Here is a 15,470-nt window from a genome sequence, read left to right as displayed (position 1 = left end):
GGTTGCACCGTGCGCACCACGAACGGCAGCGTCACGAAAGTCAGCGCGAGGGTGATACCCAGCGGCGTGTAGGCGATTTTGAAACCGAGGTCGGCGGCGAATTGCCCGACCAGACCGGTCGGGGTGTACAGCGCGGTCAACGCGATACCGGCCACCGCTGTCGGCAGGGCGAACGGCAGATCGATCATCGCGTCGATCACCTTGCGCCCCGGGAACGTGTAGCGCACCAGCACCCACGCCAGCAGCGTGCCGATGATGCCGTTGATGATCGCGGCACACAGCGCGGTGCCGAAGCTCAGCTTCAACGCGGCCAGCACCCGTGGTGCGGAAATGATCGTCCAGAACTGATCCCAGGTGAGTTGGGCGGCGTGGACGAACATCGCCGCCAGCGGGATAAGCACAATCAGGCTGAGGTACACCAAGGTGTAGCCCAGCGTCAGCCCGAAGCCGGGTATGACGGGGGAGATACGACGCGACATAAAAGTCCTTGGTTAAAAAGCATTCCGCTGAACGCACCAATGTGGGAGCGAGCTTGCTCGCGAAGAGGGAGTATCAGCCAACTCTACGTCGTCTGACACTCCGCTTTCGCGAGCAAGCTCGCTCCCACATTTTTCGCGCCTGGCTTCAGGCTTGATGTGTGGCTGAAGTCAGATTACTGCGCCTGATAAATCTGGTCGAACACACCACCGTCATTGAAGAATTTCGGTTGTGCGGTTTTCCAGCCGCCGAAGTCCTTGTCGATGGTCACCAGGTCCAGTTTCGGGAACTGCTGGGCGTACTTGGCGGCCACGTCCTTGTCACGCGGACGGTAGAAGTTCTTCGCGGCGATTTCCTGACCGGCCGGGCTGTACAGGTGCTTCAGATAGGCTTCGGCGATCTGCTCGTTACCCTTCTTCTCGGCGTTCTTGTCGACCACCGCCACTGGCGGCTCGGCGAGGATCGACAGCGAAGGCACGACGATGTCGAACTTGTCGGCGCCGCCATCTTCTTTCAGCGCCAGGAACGCTTCGTTTTCCCAGGCCAACAGCACGTCGCCCTGACCGTTGTTGACGAAGGTAATGGTCGAACCGCGTGCACCGGTATCCAGCACTGGCACGTGCTTGAACAGGGTTTGTACGTATTCTTTGGCTTTGGCTTCGTCACCGCCGTTGGCTTTCAGGCCGTAGGCCCACGCGGCGAGGAAGTTCCAGCGGGCGCCGCCGGAGGTTTTCGGGTTCGGCGTGATTACCGAGACGTCGTTCTTGACCAGATCGCCCCAGTCCTTGATGCCTTTCGGGTTGCCCTTGCGCACCAGGAAGACGATGGTCGAGGTGTACGGCGTGCTCGCTTCCGGCAGACGCTTCTGCCAGTCGGCGGGCAGGGTCTTGCCGAGTTTGGCGATTTCGTCGATGTCGCCGGCCAGCGCCAGGGTCACGACGTCAGCGCGCAGACCGTCGATCACCGCACGGCCCTGTTTGCCCGAACCGCCATGGGATTGCTGGATTTTCACGGTGTCGCCAGCGTGGTCTTTCTGCCAGAACTTGATGAATTCAGCGTTGTAGTCCTGATACAGCTCACGCGTCGGGTCATACGACACGTTGAGCAGCTCGTAATCCTTGGCAACCGCGGAACCGGCAAACACAGCGCTGGCCAGCGCGGCCAAAGCGTAACGGCGAATCGACGACATGGTGAAAGCTCCTGGAATTCTTGGTGGTGGCTTTTTCTTATGTATTTCGGAAATCGTGTTGCCGGTTCAAAGATCGCAGCCTGCGGCAGCTCCTACATGAATCCCCCGTAGGAGCTGGCGCAGGCTGCGATCTTTTAGCCCGGTTGTTTACCCGGTTGCTGCAAACGGAATTTTTCTTTGCGTTCGATCTGCACGACCTGCGCGTTGTGCACAGTGATCTCCACCGCGCCGAAACGCAGATCGCGCAGGGCGCTCTGGATTTCACGCAAGATGGTGCTTTCGTCCTGACCGTCAACGCTGCGAAGGGATGCGCTCATGGTGCTGCTCCTTTGAATGGGATTTGCCTGGCAGTGGGCGGCACTGCGTTCGGCGTGGGAGCAATATAAGAGAGGCACGGATATTCTTAAAAAGACTATTTAAGAATGTTTATATAACTAGAAAACATTATGTGGCGGGGCAAGGGCTTGCAGCCTGTTGAAGCAAATGATCGCAGCCTTTGGCAGCTCCTACAGGGATCGGTGCAGGAGCTGCCGAAGGCTGCGATCATTTGATCTTTTAACCAATCACCGGAGTTCTCGCCCAGTCAATCTCCTGTGCCGGAACCGGCCGTCCAAACCAGTACCCCTGCCCCAGATCACATTCCTGCCCCAACAGAAACGCCGCCTGCTCAACCTGCTCGATACCCTCGGCATGCACCTGCATGCCCATACTCCGGGCCAGCGCGATAATCACCCGGACAATCGCCGCATCATCCTCATCCCACGGCAGTCCGGCGACGAAGCCCTGATCGATTTTCAGTTTCTGCACCGGCAAGCGCTTGAGCCGCAGCAGCGACGAGTAACCCGTGCCGAAATCATCGATGGCCAGGCGAATGCCCAATTCGCGCAAACGATGCATTTGCTCCAGCGCCACCTCCGGATCATCCATCACCGCGCTTTCCGTCACTTCCAGCTCCAGATACGCCGGATCCAGACCGGTTTCATGCAGCACCTGCGCGACCTGTTGATACAACTCACGCCGGGCGAACAATCGTGACGAAACATTCACCGCGACAAACGACAGCACGAGCCCGGCCTGCTGCCACTCACACATCTGCCGACATGCCTGCCGCATCACCAAGGCATCGATTTCGGCAATCAGACCGGTGCGCTCGGCTATCGGGATGAACTCCGCCGGCGAGACCAGACCGCGCTGCGGATGCTGCCAGCGCACCAGTGCTTCAACGCCGATCAGGCGACTGGTTTTCAAGTCATGCACCGGTTGGTAGTAGACCCGCAGCTCCTGCTGCTCCAGCGCCCGGCGTAGCTCAAAGGCGATTTCCACCCGTTGCTGAGCGTGCGCGGTGAGCTCTTCGGTGTACAAGGCGTAACCGTTGCGACCGCTACTTTTGGCCTTGAACAACGCCGCGTCGGCATTGCGCAATAGTTGATCGGCGCTCAATGCATCGCTGGGGAACAGGCTGATGCCGATGCTGGCGTTGATGAACAGTTCGTGGCCATCGATGCGGAACGGCTCCTTCAGTGCATCGAGAATGCGTTGCGCCAGCGCCGCTGCCTGCACCAGCTGTGGACAACTTTCCGCCAGCACCGCGAACTCATCGCCACCGAGGCGGGCCAGAGTAATGCCGGGACCGAAAAGCTCCTGCAACCGCGCCGCGACAGCCTTGAGCAAACGATCGCCGATGTTATGACCAAGGCTGTCGTTGATCATTTTGAAATGATCAAGATCGAGCATCAGCAACGCACAGCCGCGCTTGTGGATCTGCGCCGAGGCCAGTGCCTGTTCGGCGCGATCGCTGAACAGCAGGCGGTTGGGCAGATCTGTCAGCGGATCGTGGTGCGCAAGGTGTTTGAGCTCATGCTCGGAATCCTTGATTGCGCTGATATCGGAGAACACCGCAACGTAATGGCTGAGCCAGCCCTGATCATCGTGAATGACCCGAATGGTCTGCCACTGGGGATAAATCTCGCCGCTTTTACGCCGGTTCCAGATCTCGCCGCTCCATTCGCCCTGCGTTGCCAGCGTGGCAAACATCGCCTGATAAAAACCCGGCGGATGGTGGCCGGACTTGAACAGGCTCGGCTGCTGACCGAGCACTTCTTCGCGCTGATAGCCGGTGATCTCCATAAAGGCACGGTTGACGTGCACAATCAGTCCATCACGGTTGGTGACCAACACGCCTTCGCGGGTGCAATCGAACACTGCCGCCGCCTGGCGCAGCCGTTCGCGATCAGCGTGGCGCTCACGCAAACGCGCGCCAATCCCGAGGAACTCCCACAAACGCGCTCGCGCCAGGAAAATCAGCCCGGCGCTGAACGCCGCGAAGACGTAACCGTTGATCAGTTGCCATCGGGCAAGATCGACGGTGTTATCGAAGAAATTGTTTAATAAATGATCAGTACCTTGCAGCCAGAGAGCAGCAAGCACGAGATAGAGCAGCGCTGCACGCAAAGCATCGCGGTAAGTGGCAGGCATTCGGCTATCCATGTCCCTACAAAAAGGTTGGAATTATAGGTCAAGAAACATTCAGCGACTCTTATCTGAAAGGGCGACTGGTTTTATCTGTGTGCTTGGTGATAATGCAACGGCTGTTTTTATCTTTATCGAGGGCCCTATAGCCTATGTGGTACGAAGGTTTTCTTGGCTTGTCGGCCTGGTCTCTGGTCGCAGTCACCCTGCTGATGACCCACGTGACAATTGTCGCCGTCACGGTCTATCTGCACCGCTACTCGGCTCATCGCTCGCTGGAGCTGAATGCCGGGCTGAAGCACTTCTTCCGTTTCTGGCTGTGGCTGACCACGGCGCAGAACACCCGCGAGTGGACCGCCATCCACCGTAAACACCACGCCAAATGCGAAACCGAAGATGACCCGCACAGCCCGGTCATCAAAGGCCTTTCCACCGTGCTGCGTACCGGCGCCGAGCTGTATCGCGCCGAAGCGCAGAACCCGGAAACCCTGCGCATCTACGGCAAGAACTGCCCCGAAGACTGGATCGAGCGCAACGTCTACAGCCGCTACCCGCTGCTGGGCGTGGCGATCATGGGCGTTATCGACCTGCTGCTGTTCGGCACCATCGGCATCACCATCTGGGCGATCCAGATGATGTGGATCCCGGTGTGGGCTGCCGGCGTAATCAACGGTCTCGGCCATGCTGTCGGTTACCGCAACTTCGAATGCCGCGACGCGGCGACCAATCTGGTGCCGTGGGGCATCCTGATCGGCGGCGAAGAACTGCACAACAACCATCACACCTACCCTAACTCGGCCAAGCTGTCGGTGAAGCAGTGGGAATTCGACCTCGGCTGGGCGTGGATCAAAGTCTTCAGCTTCCTGCGTCTGGCCAAGGTTCAGCGTGTCGCGCCGATCGCCCACCGCGTTGAAGGCAAGGGCAATCTGGATATGGACACCGCCATGGCCATCCTCAACAACCGCTTCCAGATCATGGCTCAGTACCGCAAGCTGGTGATCGGCCCGCTGGTCAAACAAGAGCTGGCCAAGGTCGATCACTCGGTGCGCCACCAGTTTCACCGCGCCAAGCGTCTGCTGTCGCGGGAAACCAGCCTGCTGGAAGATCGTCACCACTTGCGCATCCAGACCATGCTCGAGCACAGCCAGGCGTTGAAGGTAATTTACGAAAAACGCCTGGCCCTGCAGCAGATCTGGGTCAAGACCAGCGCAAACGGCCACGACATGCTCGCCGCCATCAAGGAATGGATTCACGAGGCAGAAGCCAGCGGTATCCAGTCCCTGCGTGAATTTGCTGATCAGTTGAAAACCTACTCGCTGCGTCCTGCGGCGGTCTGAGACCGTTGATCGGTGCACCCGGCTCCCGGGTGCACCCTTCGGAACTTCGCTAAAAATCACCTATCTCAAAGACACTTCGCCATCCCGGCGGGCTGTACTGTGGCCGTTGTCGAATTGCGGCACGTCCTTTGAGATCTGTGCCGATGGTCAATAACAACCAAAAAGACTCATCCTTCCCGCAGTGGCCCGAGGCCGCGCAAACCCTGATGGCGTTGATGCACGCCCAAGGCGAGGTCGCCCGCCTGAGCGAACGCGAGCAGCTGTTCAGCTCACTGTTGGTCAGCGTCAACGCCGTGCTCTGGGCTTTCAACTGGGAAACCCGGCAGGTGCTGTATGTCAGCCCCGCCTATGAACGGATTTTCGGCCGCTCCGCCGGCCTGCTGCTCGCCGACTACAACCAGTGGCGCGACAGCATCTACCCCGATGACCTCGACTACGCCGAACGCAGCCTCGCTGAAGTGCTGCAAAAAGGCGCGATGGAAGATCGCGAATACCGGATCATCGCCGCCGACGGCCGGGTGCGCTGGCTCAGCGACAAATGCTTCATCAACCGTCAGGACGAACCCGGTCAGCCGGTGATCATCGTCGGCATCGCCGAAGACATCACCGACAAGAAGCAGATGGAAACCGAACTGCATCGCTTGGCGACCACCGACGTGCTGACGCAAAGCAGCAATCGCCGGCACTTCTTCGAGTGTGCCAACCGCGAGTTCGAAGAAGCGCGGCAGCAAGGTTCACCACTGGCGTTTTTACTGCTGGATATCGATGACTTCAAAGTGATCAACGACAGCTACGGCCACCCGGAGGGTGACAACGTGCTGCAGCGAATTGCCGAGTGCGGGCGCGGGTCGTTGCGTCGAGGAGACCTGTTCGGACGAATTGGCGGGGAAGAATTTGCGGCGGTGTTTCCAGGGTGCGCGCCGGAAATGGCCATGCAAGTGGCTGAGCGGTTGCAGCAGGAGATTCAGCGTTTGAGTTTCAGCCATGACGGCCAGACGTACGGCATCACTGTCAGCCAGGGGCTGACCAGCCTTAATGGAGAAGACGAAAGCCTCGACAGCCTGTTCGCCCGGGCGGATGCGGCAATGTATGAGGCCAAACGGCAGGGCAAGAACCGGATTATCTCTGCCTGACCCCCGTCCTCCCGCCTCAACACAAACCCACTGTGGGAGCGAGCCTGCTCGCGAAAGCGTCGTATCAGACAATGATGTGCTGAATGGCAATCCGTCTTCGCGAGCAGGCTCGCTCCCACATTTGGAATGTGGGTGAACCGGGTTATTTGCGCATCCGCATCAATTCCGGCAAGCCGATCTTGAGCAACCGCGCCGTGCGGCTCTTCGCCAGTTCCTCAACGCCTTCATGCTCAGTCAGATGCGCCATCTGCGCCGCCATGTTCATCACCAGCGCCTCACGTGAATACACGCCACCGCCGAGCTGATAGACCGACGCAATCAGCTCACGCAGCTCCAGCGGCAATCGCCAGCGAGTACGCAGGGCCGAACCATACGCCGCGCCAAACTCGGCCAACGCCTCGCCAACTTCCTCCAGCTCATCCAGCTCACCACCCGCCTGCTGCCATTCCTGCAGACAACGCAGCAACGCCAGATCACCCAAGCGATGCAGCATGCCCGCGCAGTAACAGCGCTCCTGATCGAGATCGAGCAAACGCGCCAGGGTGCGCGCGTATTCAGCGGTGTGCAGCGACAGCCCCCAGTAACGCTCGGCGTAGTCCGCCAGACACGGGTCGCTGAGCCTGGCGCTGCGCTTGAGTGCCAGCCCCAGAATCAGATTCATGCTCTGCCCGGTACCCAAGCGATGCAGGGCTTGGGCCAGCGTTTGCACCGGTGCGCCGTGGTGCTGCGCCGCACTGTTGGCCGCAGCGATCAACACCGCCGTGATCTGTGGATCGGTCTTGATCTCATCTTCCAGCAGCTTCAGATCGAGGCCATTGGGATTGAGGCTGCGCTTTACCGCCACCTGCACATCGGTCATTAACGGCGCGCCGTCGGCCTGCTCGCGGCGCCGCTCAAGAAACACTGATAAGGTCATGCCCGGCGCCAGTGCCGGCACCTCACAGAACACTTCTTCACCGGCATTGAGCAGTAAACCCTGCAAACGCTCGGTCAGATTTTCCATGTTCAGCGGCTTGGTCAGATAGGCAGTTGGTGCCAACGGAATCGCTTCGCGCACACTGGCGCTGTCATTGCGGCTGCTCATCAGAATGAACGGCAACGGCGGATTGCGTTTGCGCTGACGCACGCTGCGCAGCACATTCAAACCATCGACACCCGGCAACTCCCAATCGACGATTGCGAGGTCATATGGCACCTCACTGAGCATCGACAGGGCTTGCTGGCCGTCGGCACACAGATCCAGCCGTGCGTCGCAACGCACGTTCAGCAAGACTTGTTTGAGCAGGTCGCGAGACCACGGATCGGCCTCGGCAATCAACACTCGCGGTACAGCGGGTAATTCAACGGCAGTCATGCACGCGCTCCCTTGCAATGCCTGAACCTTAGCCAATGCTGGCCATTCGATACAGCGCTAAAGCGCTCGATGTGTTTCAAGGGGCGTAAAAAAACCCGCCGAAGCGGGTTTTTGTCGATCAGGTCACACGGGGAGATCAGAGCTCGGAGAAGCACTCTTCGATGATCGCCAGACCTTTGTCCAGTTGCTCGTCCGGCGAAGTCAGCGGTACCAGGACGCGCAGAACGTTGCCGTAGGTGCCGCAGGACAGCAGGATCAGCCCCTTGTCGCGCGCCTTGGCCACAACCGACGCTACAGCAGCAGCGTTCGGTTTGTGGCTGTCGCCGTTTTCGAACAGCTCGACCGCGATCATTGCGCCCAGGGCACGGACTTCACCGATCACCGGGTACTTGGCCTGGATAGCTTTCAGACCAGTAACCAGACGCTCGCCAACAGCCTTGCAGCGGTCCAGCAGTTGTTCTTCTTCGAACACTTCCATCACCGCCAGCGCAGCGGCACAAGCAATCGGGCTACCGGCGTAAGTACCGCCCAGGCCGCCCGGAGCGATGGCGTCCATGTACTCGGCCTTGCCGCACACACCGGCCAGCGGGAAGCCGCCAGCGATGGATTTGGCGAAGGTGGTCAGGTCAGCAGCAACGCCCATCTGTTCCATGGCGAAGAACGTACCGGTACGGCCAGCGCCGGTCTGTACTTCGTCAGCAATCAGCAGGATGCCGTGCTGATCGCACAGGGCGCGCAGACGCTTCATGAATTCTTTCGGCGCAACGTAGAAACCACCTTCACCCTGAACCGGCTCGATGATGATCGCCGCGATGTCTTTCGGCTCGGCGTCGTTCTTGAAGATGCGTTCGATGGAAGCGATCGAATCGTCGATGCTCACGCCGTGCAGTTCGTTCGGGTACAGCGCGCGGAAGATGCCGCCTGGCATCAGGCCCATGCCGGCCGAGTAAGGCACGACTTTACCGGTCAGGCCCAAAGTCATCATGGTGCGACCGTGGTAAGCGCCGGTGAAAGCGATCACGCCAGCGCGGCCAGTGGCGGCACGAGCGATTTTCACGGCGTTTTCCACGGCTTCGGAACCGGTGGTGACCAGCAGGGTTTTCTTGGCGAAATCACCTGGGACCTTGGCGTTGATTTTTTCGCACAGCTCAACGTAAGGCTCGTAAGCCAGTACCTGGAAGCAGGTGTGAGTCAGCTTGTTCAGCTGTTCGGTCACGGCAGCGATAATTTTCGGGTGCACATGGCCGGTGTTCAGTACCGCGATGCCGCCAGCGAAGTCGATGAACTCACGACCTTCAACGTCAGTCACGGTAGCGTTCTTGGCCGACTCAGCGAAGATCGGGTGAATCTGGCCAACACCACGTGGAACAGCTGCGGTACGACGGGCCATCAGTTCAGCGTTAGTCTTGCTCATTACAGTCCTCATTCGCCGCTCATCGGGCGGCGTGGTTCAAGGATTAAGCGGGAGAAATCGACGGTGGCAGCATGCGATGATCGACTGCCACGGCGTTCCTGGCCGCAGAGAAAATTCCGGTTTGAAACGACGCAAAGGGGCAGCGCTCTCGTGCCCTTTGCGTTTGCAGCGATCCTTGTCCGAGCTTAGATGCCCAGGCAGAGGTATTTGATTTCCAGGTAATCTTCGATGCCGTACTTGGAGCCTTCACGGCCCAGGCCGGAAGCCTTGATGCCGCCGAACGGCGCGACTTCGTTGGAGATCAGCCCGGTATTGACGCCGACCATGCCGTATTCCAGCGCTTCCGCGACACGGAACACACGACCGAGGTCGCGAGCATAGAAGTACGAAGCCAGACCGAACTCGGTGTCGTTGGACATCGCGATCACTTCGGCTTCGTCTTTGAAGCGGAACAGCGGCGCCAGTGGACCGAAGGTTTCTTCCTTGGCCACAGCGGCGTTTTTCGGCACGTTGGTGAGGATGGTCGGCTCGAAGAAGTTGCCTTCCATCGGCTTGCCGCCAGCAAGCACGGTTGCGCCTTTGGCTACGGCGTCAGCAATGTGCTCCTGCACCTTGGCCACGGCTTTTTCGTCGATCAGCGGGCCAGTGGTGGTGCCGTCTTCCAGACCGTTGCCGATCTTCAGTTTGGCCACAGCCACTTTCAGCTTCTCGGCGAACGCGTCGTAGACAGAATCCTGAATGTACAGACGGTTGGCGCAGACGCAGGTCTGGCCGTTGTTGCGGTACTTGGAAATGATCGCGCCTTCGACGGCCTTATCCAGATCCGCGTCGTCGAACACGATGAACGGCGCGTTGCCGCCCAGTTCCAGCGAGACTTTCTTGATGTCCTTGGCGCATTCCGACATCAGTTGACGACCGATTTCGGTCGAACCGGTGAAGGACAGTTTGCGCACGACCGGGTTGCTGGTCAGCTCGCTGCCGATGTCGCCGGCGCTGCCCGACACCACGCTGAACACGCCCGCAGGAATGCCCGCGCGCTGAGCCAGTTCGGCCAGGGCGAAAGCGGAAAATGGAGTTTGCGAAGCAGGCTTGAGCACCATGGTGCAACCGGCGGCCAGTGCCGGGCCGGCCTTGCGGGTGATCATCGCCGCCGGGAAGTTCCACGGGGTGATCGCAGCGGTCACGCCGATTGGCTGCTTGATCACGATCAGACGTTTGTCTGGCTGGTGACCCGGAATCACATCACCGTAGATGCGCTTGGCTTCTTCGGCGAACCACTCGATGAACGAGGCGGCGTAAACGATTTCGCCCTTGGCTTCGGCCAGCGGCTTGCCCTGCTCGAGGGTCATCAGGCGCGCGAGGTCGTCCTGGTTCTCGATCATCAGTTCGAACCAGCGACGCAGCTTGCCGGCGCGCTCTTTGGCGGTCAGTGCACGCCAGGCCGGCAGCGCTTTGTCAGCGGCTTCGATGGCACGGCGGGTTTCGGCAGCGCCCATTTTTGGCACGGTACCGAGGATTTCACCGGTGGCCGGGTTGTTGACCTTGATCGTCTGACCGTTGTCCGCATCGACCCAAGCGCCATCAATGAAGGCTTGCTGGCGGAACAACAGGGTGTCTTTAAGCTGCATGTCGGCTTTCCTTAACAGCACCGCGGCCTGCGCGGAGCAAATTATGATTGTAGAAAGGCGCCTCGCAAGGCTGCCGTCAGGGAAATCAGTGACCGGGTGTGGCGCATCGACAGTGCACGATTCGAAACACCGGCGCTTCAACGCCCGGTCAACGAGCGTTTGAAATCTCAAACGGATCGTAGGATCAAAGGGGTTAAAGGACAATAGGTCGTTCGAAAAAAAGAACAAAAACGCCGCGTTTGTGGAATTTTTCAGATCAACGAGCCAAAAGCCTCAGCTGCAACAAAACCATAGAACAGTCCCGAGAAAGCGCCAAGCGAGGGTTTTGCAGGACGTTACAGCTTTATGGAATGCAGCGATTTGCGCCGACACGCATACTGACAATCCGCGCCGAAACCCAGCATGGACGCCCCGAGCCGACCTAGGTATGATGTCGCCCGCTGCACCAGTAGCTCAGCTGGATAGAGTACTGCCCTCCGAAGGCAGGGGTCGTGGGTTCGAATCCCGCCTGGTGCGCCATTGATTTAAACGAGAAAGCCCCGGACTGTGATGGTCCGGGGCTTTTTTGTGGCCGATGCAAAAGGACTGGAATGACGTCACTCCGTCGTCCAATCGAATTCGTCGTAATCATCGTCGTCCTCTTCCTCCTCTTCGAAAACCTCGTCTTCATCAACGACATCTTCTTCCTGCTGATTCAGCAGAAATTCCTTACGCGCTTCAGTAATCGCTCGCCGCATCTCTTCGCCCTTCTCCGGGCAGTTGAGCAGTTGGGCGATGCGGTCAATTTTTGCTGCCACGTTGTCCTCCAGCGCATTGGCAATAGCCCGATAGTGCGCGTTTTTGCGGGGCAATGCCAAATGGCTGGGGGATCAGGCGGTCATTTTTTCTGCAACTGTTCGAGTCGGGCGTCGAGATCGGCATTCGGGTAGCGTTTGTGCAGGTTGTTGAACAGGCTGTCGGCGGCTTGCGATTGGCCGGATTCGCGCAGGCGCAGGACTTCGCGCAGTTGCGCGTCGAGGCCATTGACCGGCGCGGCGGCGCGTTTGCTGAATTTGGCTTCATCGGCGCTGCTGGCGTGATCTTGCATCGGTGCGGCCATTTCCATCATCGGCACAGGTGCTGGCATGGCGCCGGCCGGGGCGGACAATCGGTGCAGTTGCGCTGAGTCCGTGTCGGTCATGGGTACAGCAAGCTTGGGGGCTGGGGCGTAGTCGTACTGACGCAGCGGTTCAGGGGCGCGCTGCACCAGCGACAGCATCAATGCCACGCCAACGAGGCTGGCGAACGCGACTTGCCAGCGTGGTTTGCGGCAAGCATCCAGCCAGCGTTGCCACAGGCTTGGTTTCGGCGCAAGGGTTTGACGCTGCGCAGCGTTGAGGATGAATGCATCGAGATGCGCTGGCGGTTCAGCGTTGTGCTGTTCGCGAACATGTTTAATCACCGAATCTTCCGGTGTCTGGCGGGCGTCAGTCATGTCAGTACCTCCTCGGCCAGCAGCCGACGCAGTTTTTGCTGGGCGTAGCGCAAGCGGCTTTTGACGGTTTCCAGCGGTGTTTCGGTGAGGCTGGCGATTTGTGCCAGATCGAGGTCGCCGTGGGCACGCAGAAGAAACACTTCGCGCTGGTCAGCGGGCAGGGTTTGCAGGGCGTTTTCAAGGCGCTGACTGTCACGGCTGAGGCTCAGCAGTTGTTCGGGATCGGTCGCTTCGTCGCTGACGGCATGGGTTTGTTCGTCATAGCTGTCATGCAACGGCTGTCGGGCGCCGTGTTTGCGCCAGTGATCGATCAGGCGATTGCGGGCAATCTGGAACAACCACGTACGAAAAGTCGCCCGACCTTGTGGCTGACTGGCGCTGCGGATCAGGCTCAGCCAGGTCTCCTGAAATACCTCGTCGGCCAGTTCCGGTTTGCCGCTCAATCCGAGTAGAAACCGGTACAAGCCTTGGCGATGGCGGGCATACAAGATCTCGAACGCGGCGCCGTCGCCCTCGCGATAACGCGCCAGCAGCGCTTCATCGCTGCTGGCGGTTGAGCTGTCTGCCGAGGCAAACAGCTGGCTGATAAAGCCTTTCAGACGACTCACTTATTCAATCCGTCGTTCAGTGGCCAGCGCGTTCGAAGCGCTCGAAGTGCGCAGACTTTGCGCCAATTCGACCAGTTGCACGAACTCGTTGCGCAGGCCAAAGCGGTCATCGCCACGAGCGCCACGGGCCAGCACTTCGGTGTCTTTCAGGCTGAAGTCGCCGGTATAACGACCGTCCTTGAGTTGCTGGGAGAACGCGGCAACGGCAGCGGCAAAACGCAGATCTTCACTGGCTGATGCGACCTGATTGGCGATCGGCCGTTCGATCAGCAGACTTTTCCCACCTTCAGGCCGTTGATAACGCACACGCAGCATCGCCAATTCTCCGTTCTTCGCGGAAACAACCGGCTCCGATTTACCGTAACGCAGTGGCTCCAGCCAGCCCTGCTCACCCGCCGGAACAATTTCGTAGAGCGCGGTCACCGTGTGTCCTGCGCCGATTTCCCCGGCATCGACTTTGTCATTGCTGAAATCCTCACGCTTCAACGCACGGTTTTCGTAGCCGAGCAGGCGGTATTCGCTGACCTGCGCCGGGTTGAACTCCACCTGCAGTTTGACGTTTTTCGCCACCACGGCAAGCGTCGAACTCAACTGATCCACCAAGACTTTGCGCGCCTCGCGCAAATTGTCGATGTAGGCGTAGTTACCGTCGCCGGCGTCGGCCAGTTGCTCCATCAAGTGTTCATTGTAGTTATCCACACCAAAACCCAAGGTCGTCAGCGAAATCCCGCTTTTGCGTTTATCCACAGCCATTTGTTTGAGGCTGTCGAAGTCACTGACGCCGACATTGAAGTCACCATCGGTGGCCAGGAGGATGCGGTTGATGCCTTTGGGAATGAAGGCCTGCTGCGCCATTTGGTAAGCCAGTTCGATACCGGAGGCACCTGCGGTCGAACCGCCCGCAGTCAATTGCTCAATTGCTGTACGAATTTTCGCTTTCTCGCGCCCGGAAGTCGGTTCAAGCACCACTCTGGATTCGCCGGCATACACCACCAGTGACACGCGATCCTGATCACGCAACTGATCGACCAGCAATTTCAGCGTGCTTTTGACCAGCGGCAGGCCTTCGCGACGATCCATCGAGCCAGACACGTCAACCAGAAATACCAGATTGGCCGGGGCCAGTTCCGCCATGGCGCGGTCGGAGGCCTTGATGCCGATGCGTAGCAGTCGGGTGTGTGGGTTCCACGGCGAGGCGGCCAGTTCAGTGGTCACGCCAAACGGCGAGCCATCGCTGGGCAGCGCATAGTCGTAGGGAAAGTAATTGACCATTTCCTCCAGCCGCACCGCGCCTTCCGGCGGCAGACGCCCCTGATTGAGCAAGCGGCGGACGTTGGCATAAGCGCCGGTGTCGACGTCAGCGCTGAAGGTTGAAACCGGGGTTTCGGCGACGCTGTGGATCGGGTTATCGGCCAGTTTTTGATACTGCTCGCGTGGCTCGTCACGGTAGCCCTGTGGGTAACTGTCTGCGCTGGGCATCGCCGCGAAACTGGCGATGGGCGCAGGATGAGCCATGCGCTTGGCCATCGCTCCACCGGCCATGACCGCTTCCTGCTGAACCAGCACCTCAGGCTGCGCCGGCGCTGGTACAGCAGCGGAATCGGGTGTGGACGAGGCACCGCAACCGGCGAGCGCCAGCAGCACGGCAACCGCAACAGGACGCAAGAGAGAATGAGACATGGGGGCTGACCTCGGGATGAAATTGATCATTCATCCACTGAGACGGGCAGCCCTTTCAGTTCGGGTTAAACGCCGCTAAAAATATTTCAGCGGTGATAACGCCGCACCGCACTGCTGTTACGCAGGACATGGCCTTTGATTTTTTCCATCAGCTCAGCGCGGGTCAAACCGGCGGGCAAGGCATCCGGGGCCAGATCCAGTGCGTAGATCTGGATGATGTAGTGGTGCGCGCTGTCGCCTACTGGCGGGCACGGCCCCATGTAATGGGTGTTGCCCTTGCTGTTGGTGCCGCCGACGCCTTCGAACGCGGATTTGGCGCCAACGCCCGCGGCAATCTGGTGCGTGGTGGCTTTGATGCCGTAATGAATCCAGTGATCGACGCCCAGGCCTTTCTGGCCGTCCGGGTCGTGCATGACGATCGCGTAACTCTGGGTACCGGCAGGCCCTGCGTTCCAGCTCAGGGCCGGCGACTGGTTCTTGCCGCCACAACCGGCGGCATCGCTGGCCGCCGCCGAGGTGAACAGGCGGTTATCGGAGACACCCGGGATGCTCAGGGTGAAACGCTCCTGGGCCTGCGCCGGAAACTGCACGCAAAGGGTGACGGCAAGGGCCGCCAGCCAGGGGTTGAGAGAGGTCAATCGGGTCATTCCGGGAGCACCTTGTGCAGTTGGGCCGTCGTCGGCCTGCAAACTATAGCCGTACCGTTC

General features: G+C 59.5%; 13 protein-coding genes, 1 tRNA gene and 1 pseudogene. 3 read left to right on the top strand and 12 right to left on the bottom strand.

The window, feature by feature from the left end:
- The 4 genes and pseudogenes from F8N44_RS31645 to dibA all read right to left on the bottom strand — a co-directional run.
- A pseudogene (locus F8N44_RS31645) lies at positions 1-479 on the bottom strand (sulfate ABC transporter permease subunit CysT); the annotation flags it as partial.
- A gap of 173 nt (positions 480-652) precedes the next feature.
- Positions 653-1,666, bottom strand: coding sequence for a sulfate ABC transporter substrate-binding protein (locus F8N44_RS07530; RefSeq protein WP_007917681.1), 1,014 nt, complete (start codon positions 1,664-1,666; stop codon positions 653-655).
- A gap of 134 nt (positions 1,667-1,800) precedes the next feature.
- Positions 1,801-1,983, bottom strand: coding sequence for a sulfur starvation response protein OscA (gene oscA, locus F8N44_RS07525; protein WP_007917682.1), 183 nt, complete (start codon positions 1,981-1,983; stop codon positions 1,801-1,803).
- A gap of 238 nt (positions 1,984-2,221) precedes the next feature.
- A complete protein-coding gene (gene dibA, locus F8N44_RS07520) occupies positions 2,222-4,141 on the bottom strand; it encodes a phosphodiesterase DibA (protein WP_150649883.1) in 1,920 nt (639 codons plus the stop codon).
- Between the two features lie 146 nt (positions 4,142-4,287).
- On the opposite strand from dibA, the gene desA reads away from it, so the two are divergent.
- Together desA and F8N44_RS07510 are read left to right on the top strand one after the other, a co-directional pair.
- Positions 4,288-5,472, top strand: a complete 1,185-nt coding sequence (gene desA, locus F8N44_RS07515; RefSeq protein ID WP_150649882.1) for a delta-9 fatty acid desaturase DesA — start codon at positions 4,288-4,290, stop codon at positions 5,470-5,472.
- A 143-nt stretch (positions 5,473-5,615) separates the two neighbouring features.
- Positions 5,616-6,605 carry a GGDEF domain-containing protein gene (locus F8N44_RS07510; RefSeq protein ID WP_150649881.1) on the top strand — a complete coding sequence of 330 codons (990 nt, stop codon included), beginning with the start codon at positions 5,616-5,618 and terminating at the stop codon, positions 6,603-6,605.
- 142 nt (positions 6,606-6,747) lie between these two features.
- On the opposite strand, the gene F8N44_RS07505 is transcribed toward F8N44_RS07510, so the two are convergent.
- From F8N44_RS07505 to gabD, 3 genes are all read right to left on the bottom strand, one after another.
- Positions 6,748-7,959: a response regulator gene (locus F8N44_RS07505; RefSeq protein WP_150649880.1), complete on the bottom strand. Its 1,212-nt coding sequence runs from the start codon at positions 7,957-7,959 to the stop codon at positions 6,748-6,750.
- A gap of 136 nt (positions 7,960-8,095) precedes the next feature.
- Positions 8,096-9,373, bottom strand: a complete 1,278-nt coding sequence (gabT, locus tag F8N44_RS07500; protein ID WP_007917687.1) for a 4-aminobutyrate--2-oxoglutarate transaminase — start codon at positions 9,371-9,373, stop codon at positions 8,096-8,098.
- 185 nt (positions 9,374-9,558) lie between these two features.
- Complete coding sequence (gabD, locus tag F8N44_RS07495; protein ID WP_150649879.1) at positions 9,559-11,001, bottom strand: NADP-dependent succinate-semialdehyde dehydrogenase; 1,443 nt, start codon at positions 10,999-11,001, stop codon at positions 9,559-9,561.
- A 442-nt stretch (positions 11,002-11,443) separates the two neighbouring features.
- Between gabD and F8N44_RS07490 the strand changes: the two genes are divergently transcribed.
- Positions 11,444-11,520, top strand: a tRNA-Arg gene (locus F8N44_RS07490).
- Positions 11,521-11,597: 77 nt separating this feature from the next.
- On the opposite strand, the gene F8N44_RS07485 is transcribed toward F8N44_RS07490, so the two are convergent.
- From F8N44_RS07485 to F8N44_RS07465, 5 genes are all read right to left on the bottom strand, one after another.
- On the bottom strand, positions 11,598-11,858 hold the full coding sequence (locus F8N44_RS07485) for a hypothetical protein (RefSeq protein ID WP_191630873.1): 261 nt from the start codon (positions 11,856-11,858) through the stop codon (positions 11,598-11,600).
- A gap of 20 nt (positions 11,859-11,878) precedes the next feature.
- Positions 11,879-12,475 carry a hypothetical protein gene (locus F8N44_RS07480; RefSeq protein WP_150649877.1) on the bottom strand — a complete coding sequence of 199 codons (597 nt, stop codon included), beginning with the start codon at positions 12,473-12,475 and terminating at the stop codon, positions 11,879-11,881.
- Positions 12,472-13,053, bottom strand: a complete 582-nt coding sequence (locus F8N44_RS07475) for an RNA polymerase sigma factor (protein ID WP_150650061.1) — start codon at positions 13,051-13,053, stop codon at positions 12,472-12,474. The genes F8N44_RS07480 and F8N44_RS07475 overlap by 4 nt, the downstream gene beginning before the upstream one ends.
- Positions 13,054-13,083: 30 nt before the next feature.
- A complete protein-coding gene (locus tag F8N44_RS07470; protein WP_150649876.1) occupies positions 13,084-14,763 on the bottom strand; it encodes a vWA domain-containing protein in 1,680 nt (559 codons plus the stop codon).
- Positions 14,764-14,849: 86 nt separating this feature from the next.
- Complete coding sequence (locus F8N44_RS07465; RefSeq protein ID WP_150649875.1) at positions 14,850-15,410, bottom strand: YbhB/YbcL family Raf kinase inhibitor-like protein; 561 nt, start codon at positions 15,408-15,410, stop codon at positions 14,850-14,852.
- Between the last annotated feature and the right edge of the window lie 60 nt (positions 15,411-15,470).

This window comes from Pseudomonas fluorescens (assembly GCF_902497745.1).
Lineage (GTDB): Bacteria > Pseudomonadota > Gammaproteobacteria > Pseudomonadales > Pseudomonadaceae > Aquipseudomonas > Aquipseudomonas fluorescens_BM.
Note: the sequence above shows the minus strand (reverse complement) of the source record. Positions and strands in the feature narration are given on the sequence as shown.

Coding starts and splice junctions, on each gene's coding strand:
- F8N44_RS07530 (WP_007917681.1), bottom strand. CDS start 1,666: ATGTCGTCGATTCGCCGTTACGCTTTGGCCGCGCTGGCCAGCGCTGTG.
- oscA (WP_007917682.1), bottom strand. CDS start 1,983: ATGAGCGCATCCCTTCGCAGCGTTGACGGTCAGGACGAAAGCACCATC.
- dibA (WP_150649883.1), bottom strand. CDS start 4,141: ATGCCTGCCACTTACCGCGATGCTTTGCGTGCAGCGCTGCTCTATCTC.
- desA (WP_150649882.1), top strand. CDS start 4,288: ATGTGGTACGAAGGTTTTCTTGGCTTGTCGGCCTGGTCTCTGGTCGCA.
- F8N44_RS07510 (WP_150649881.1), top strand. CDS start 5,616: ATGGTCAATAACAACCAAAAAGACTCATCCTTCCCGCAGTGGCCCGAG.
- F8N44_RS07505 (WP_150649880.1), bottom strand. CDS start 7,959: ATGACTGCCGTTGAATTACCCGCTGTACCGCGAGTGTTGATTGCCGAG.
- gabT (WP_007917687.1), bottom strand. CDS start 9,373: ATGAGCAAGACTAACGCTGAACTGATGGCCCGTCGTACCGCAGCTGTT.
- gabD (WP_150649879.1), bottom strand. CDS start 11,001: ATGCAGCTTAAAGACACCCTGTTGTTCCGCCAGCAAGCCTTCATTGAT.
- F8N44_RS07480 (WP_150649877.1), bottom strand. CDS start 12,475: ATGACTGACGCCCGCCAGACACCGGAAGATTCGGTGATTAAACATGTT.
- F8N44_RS07470 (WP_150649876.1), bottom strand. CDS start 14,763: ATGTCTCATTCTCTCTTGCGTCCTGTTGCGGTTGCCGTGCTGCTGGCG.
- F8N44_RS07465 (WP_150649875.1), bottom strand. CDS start 15,410: ATGACCCGATTGACCTCTCTCAACCCCTGGCTGGCGGCCCTTGCCGTC.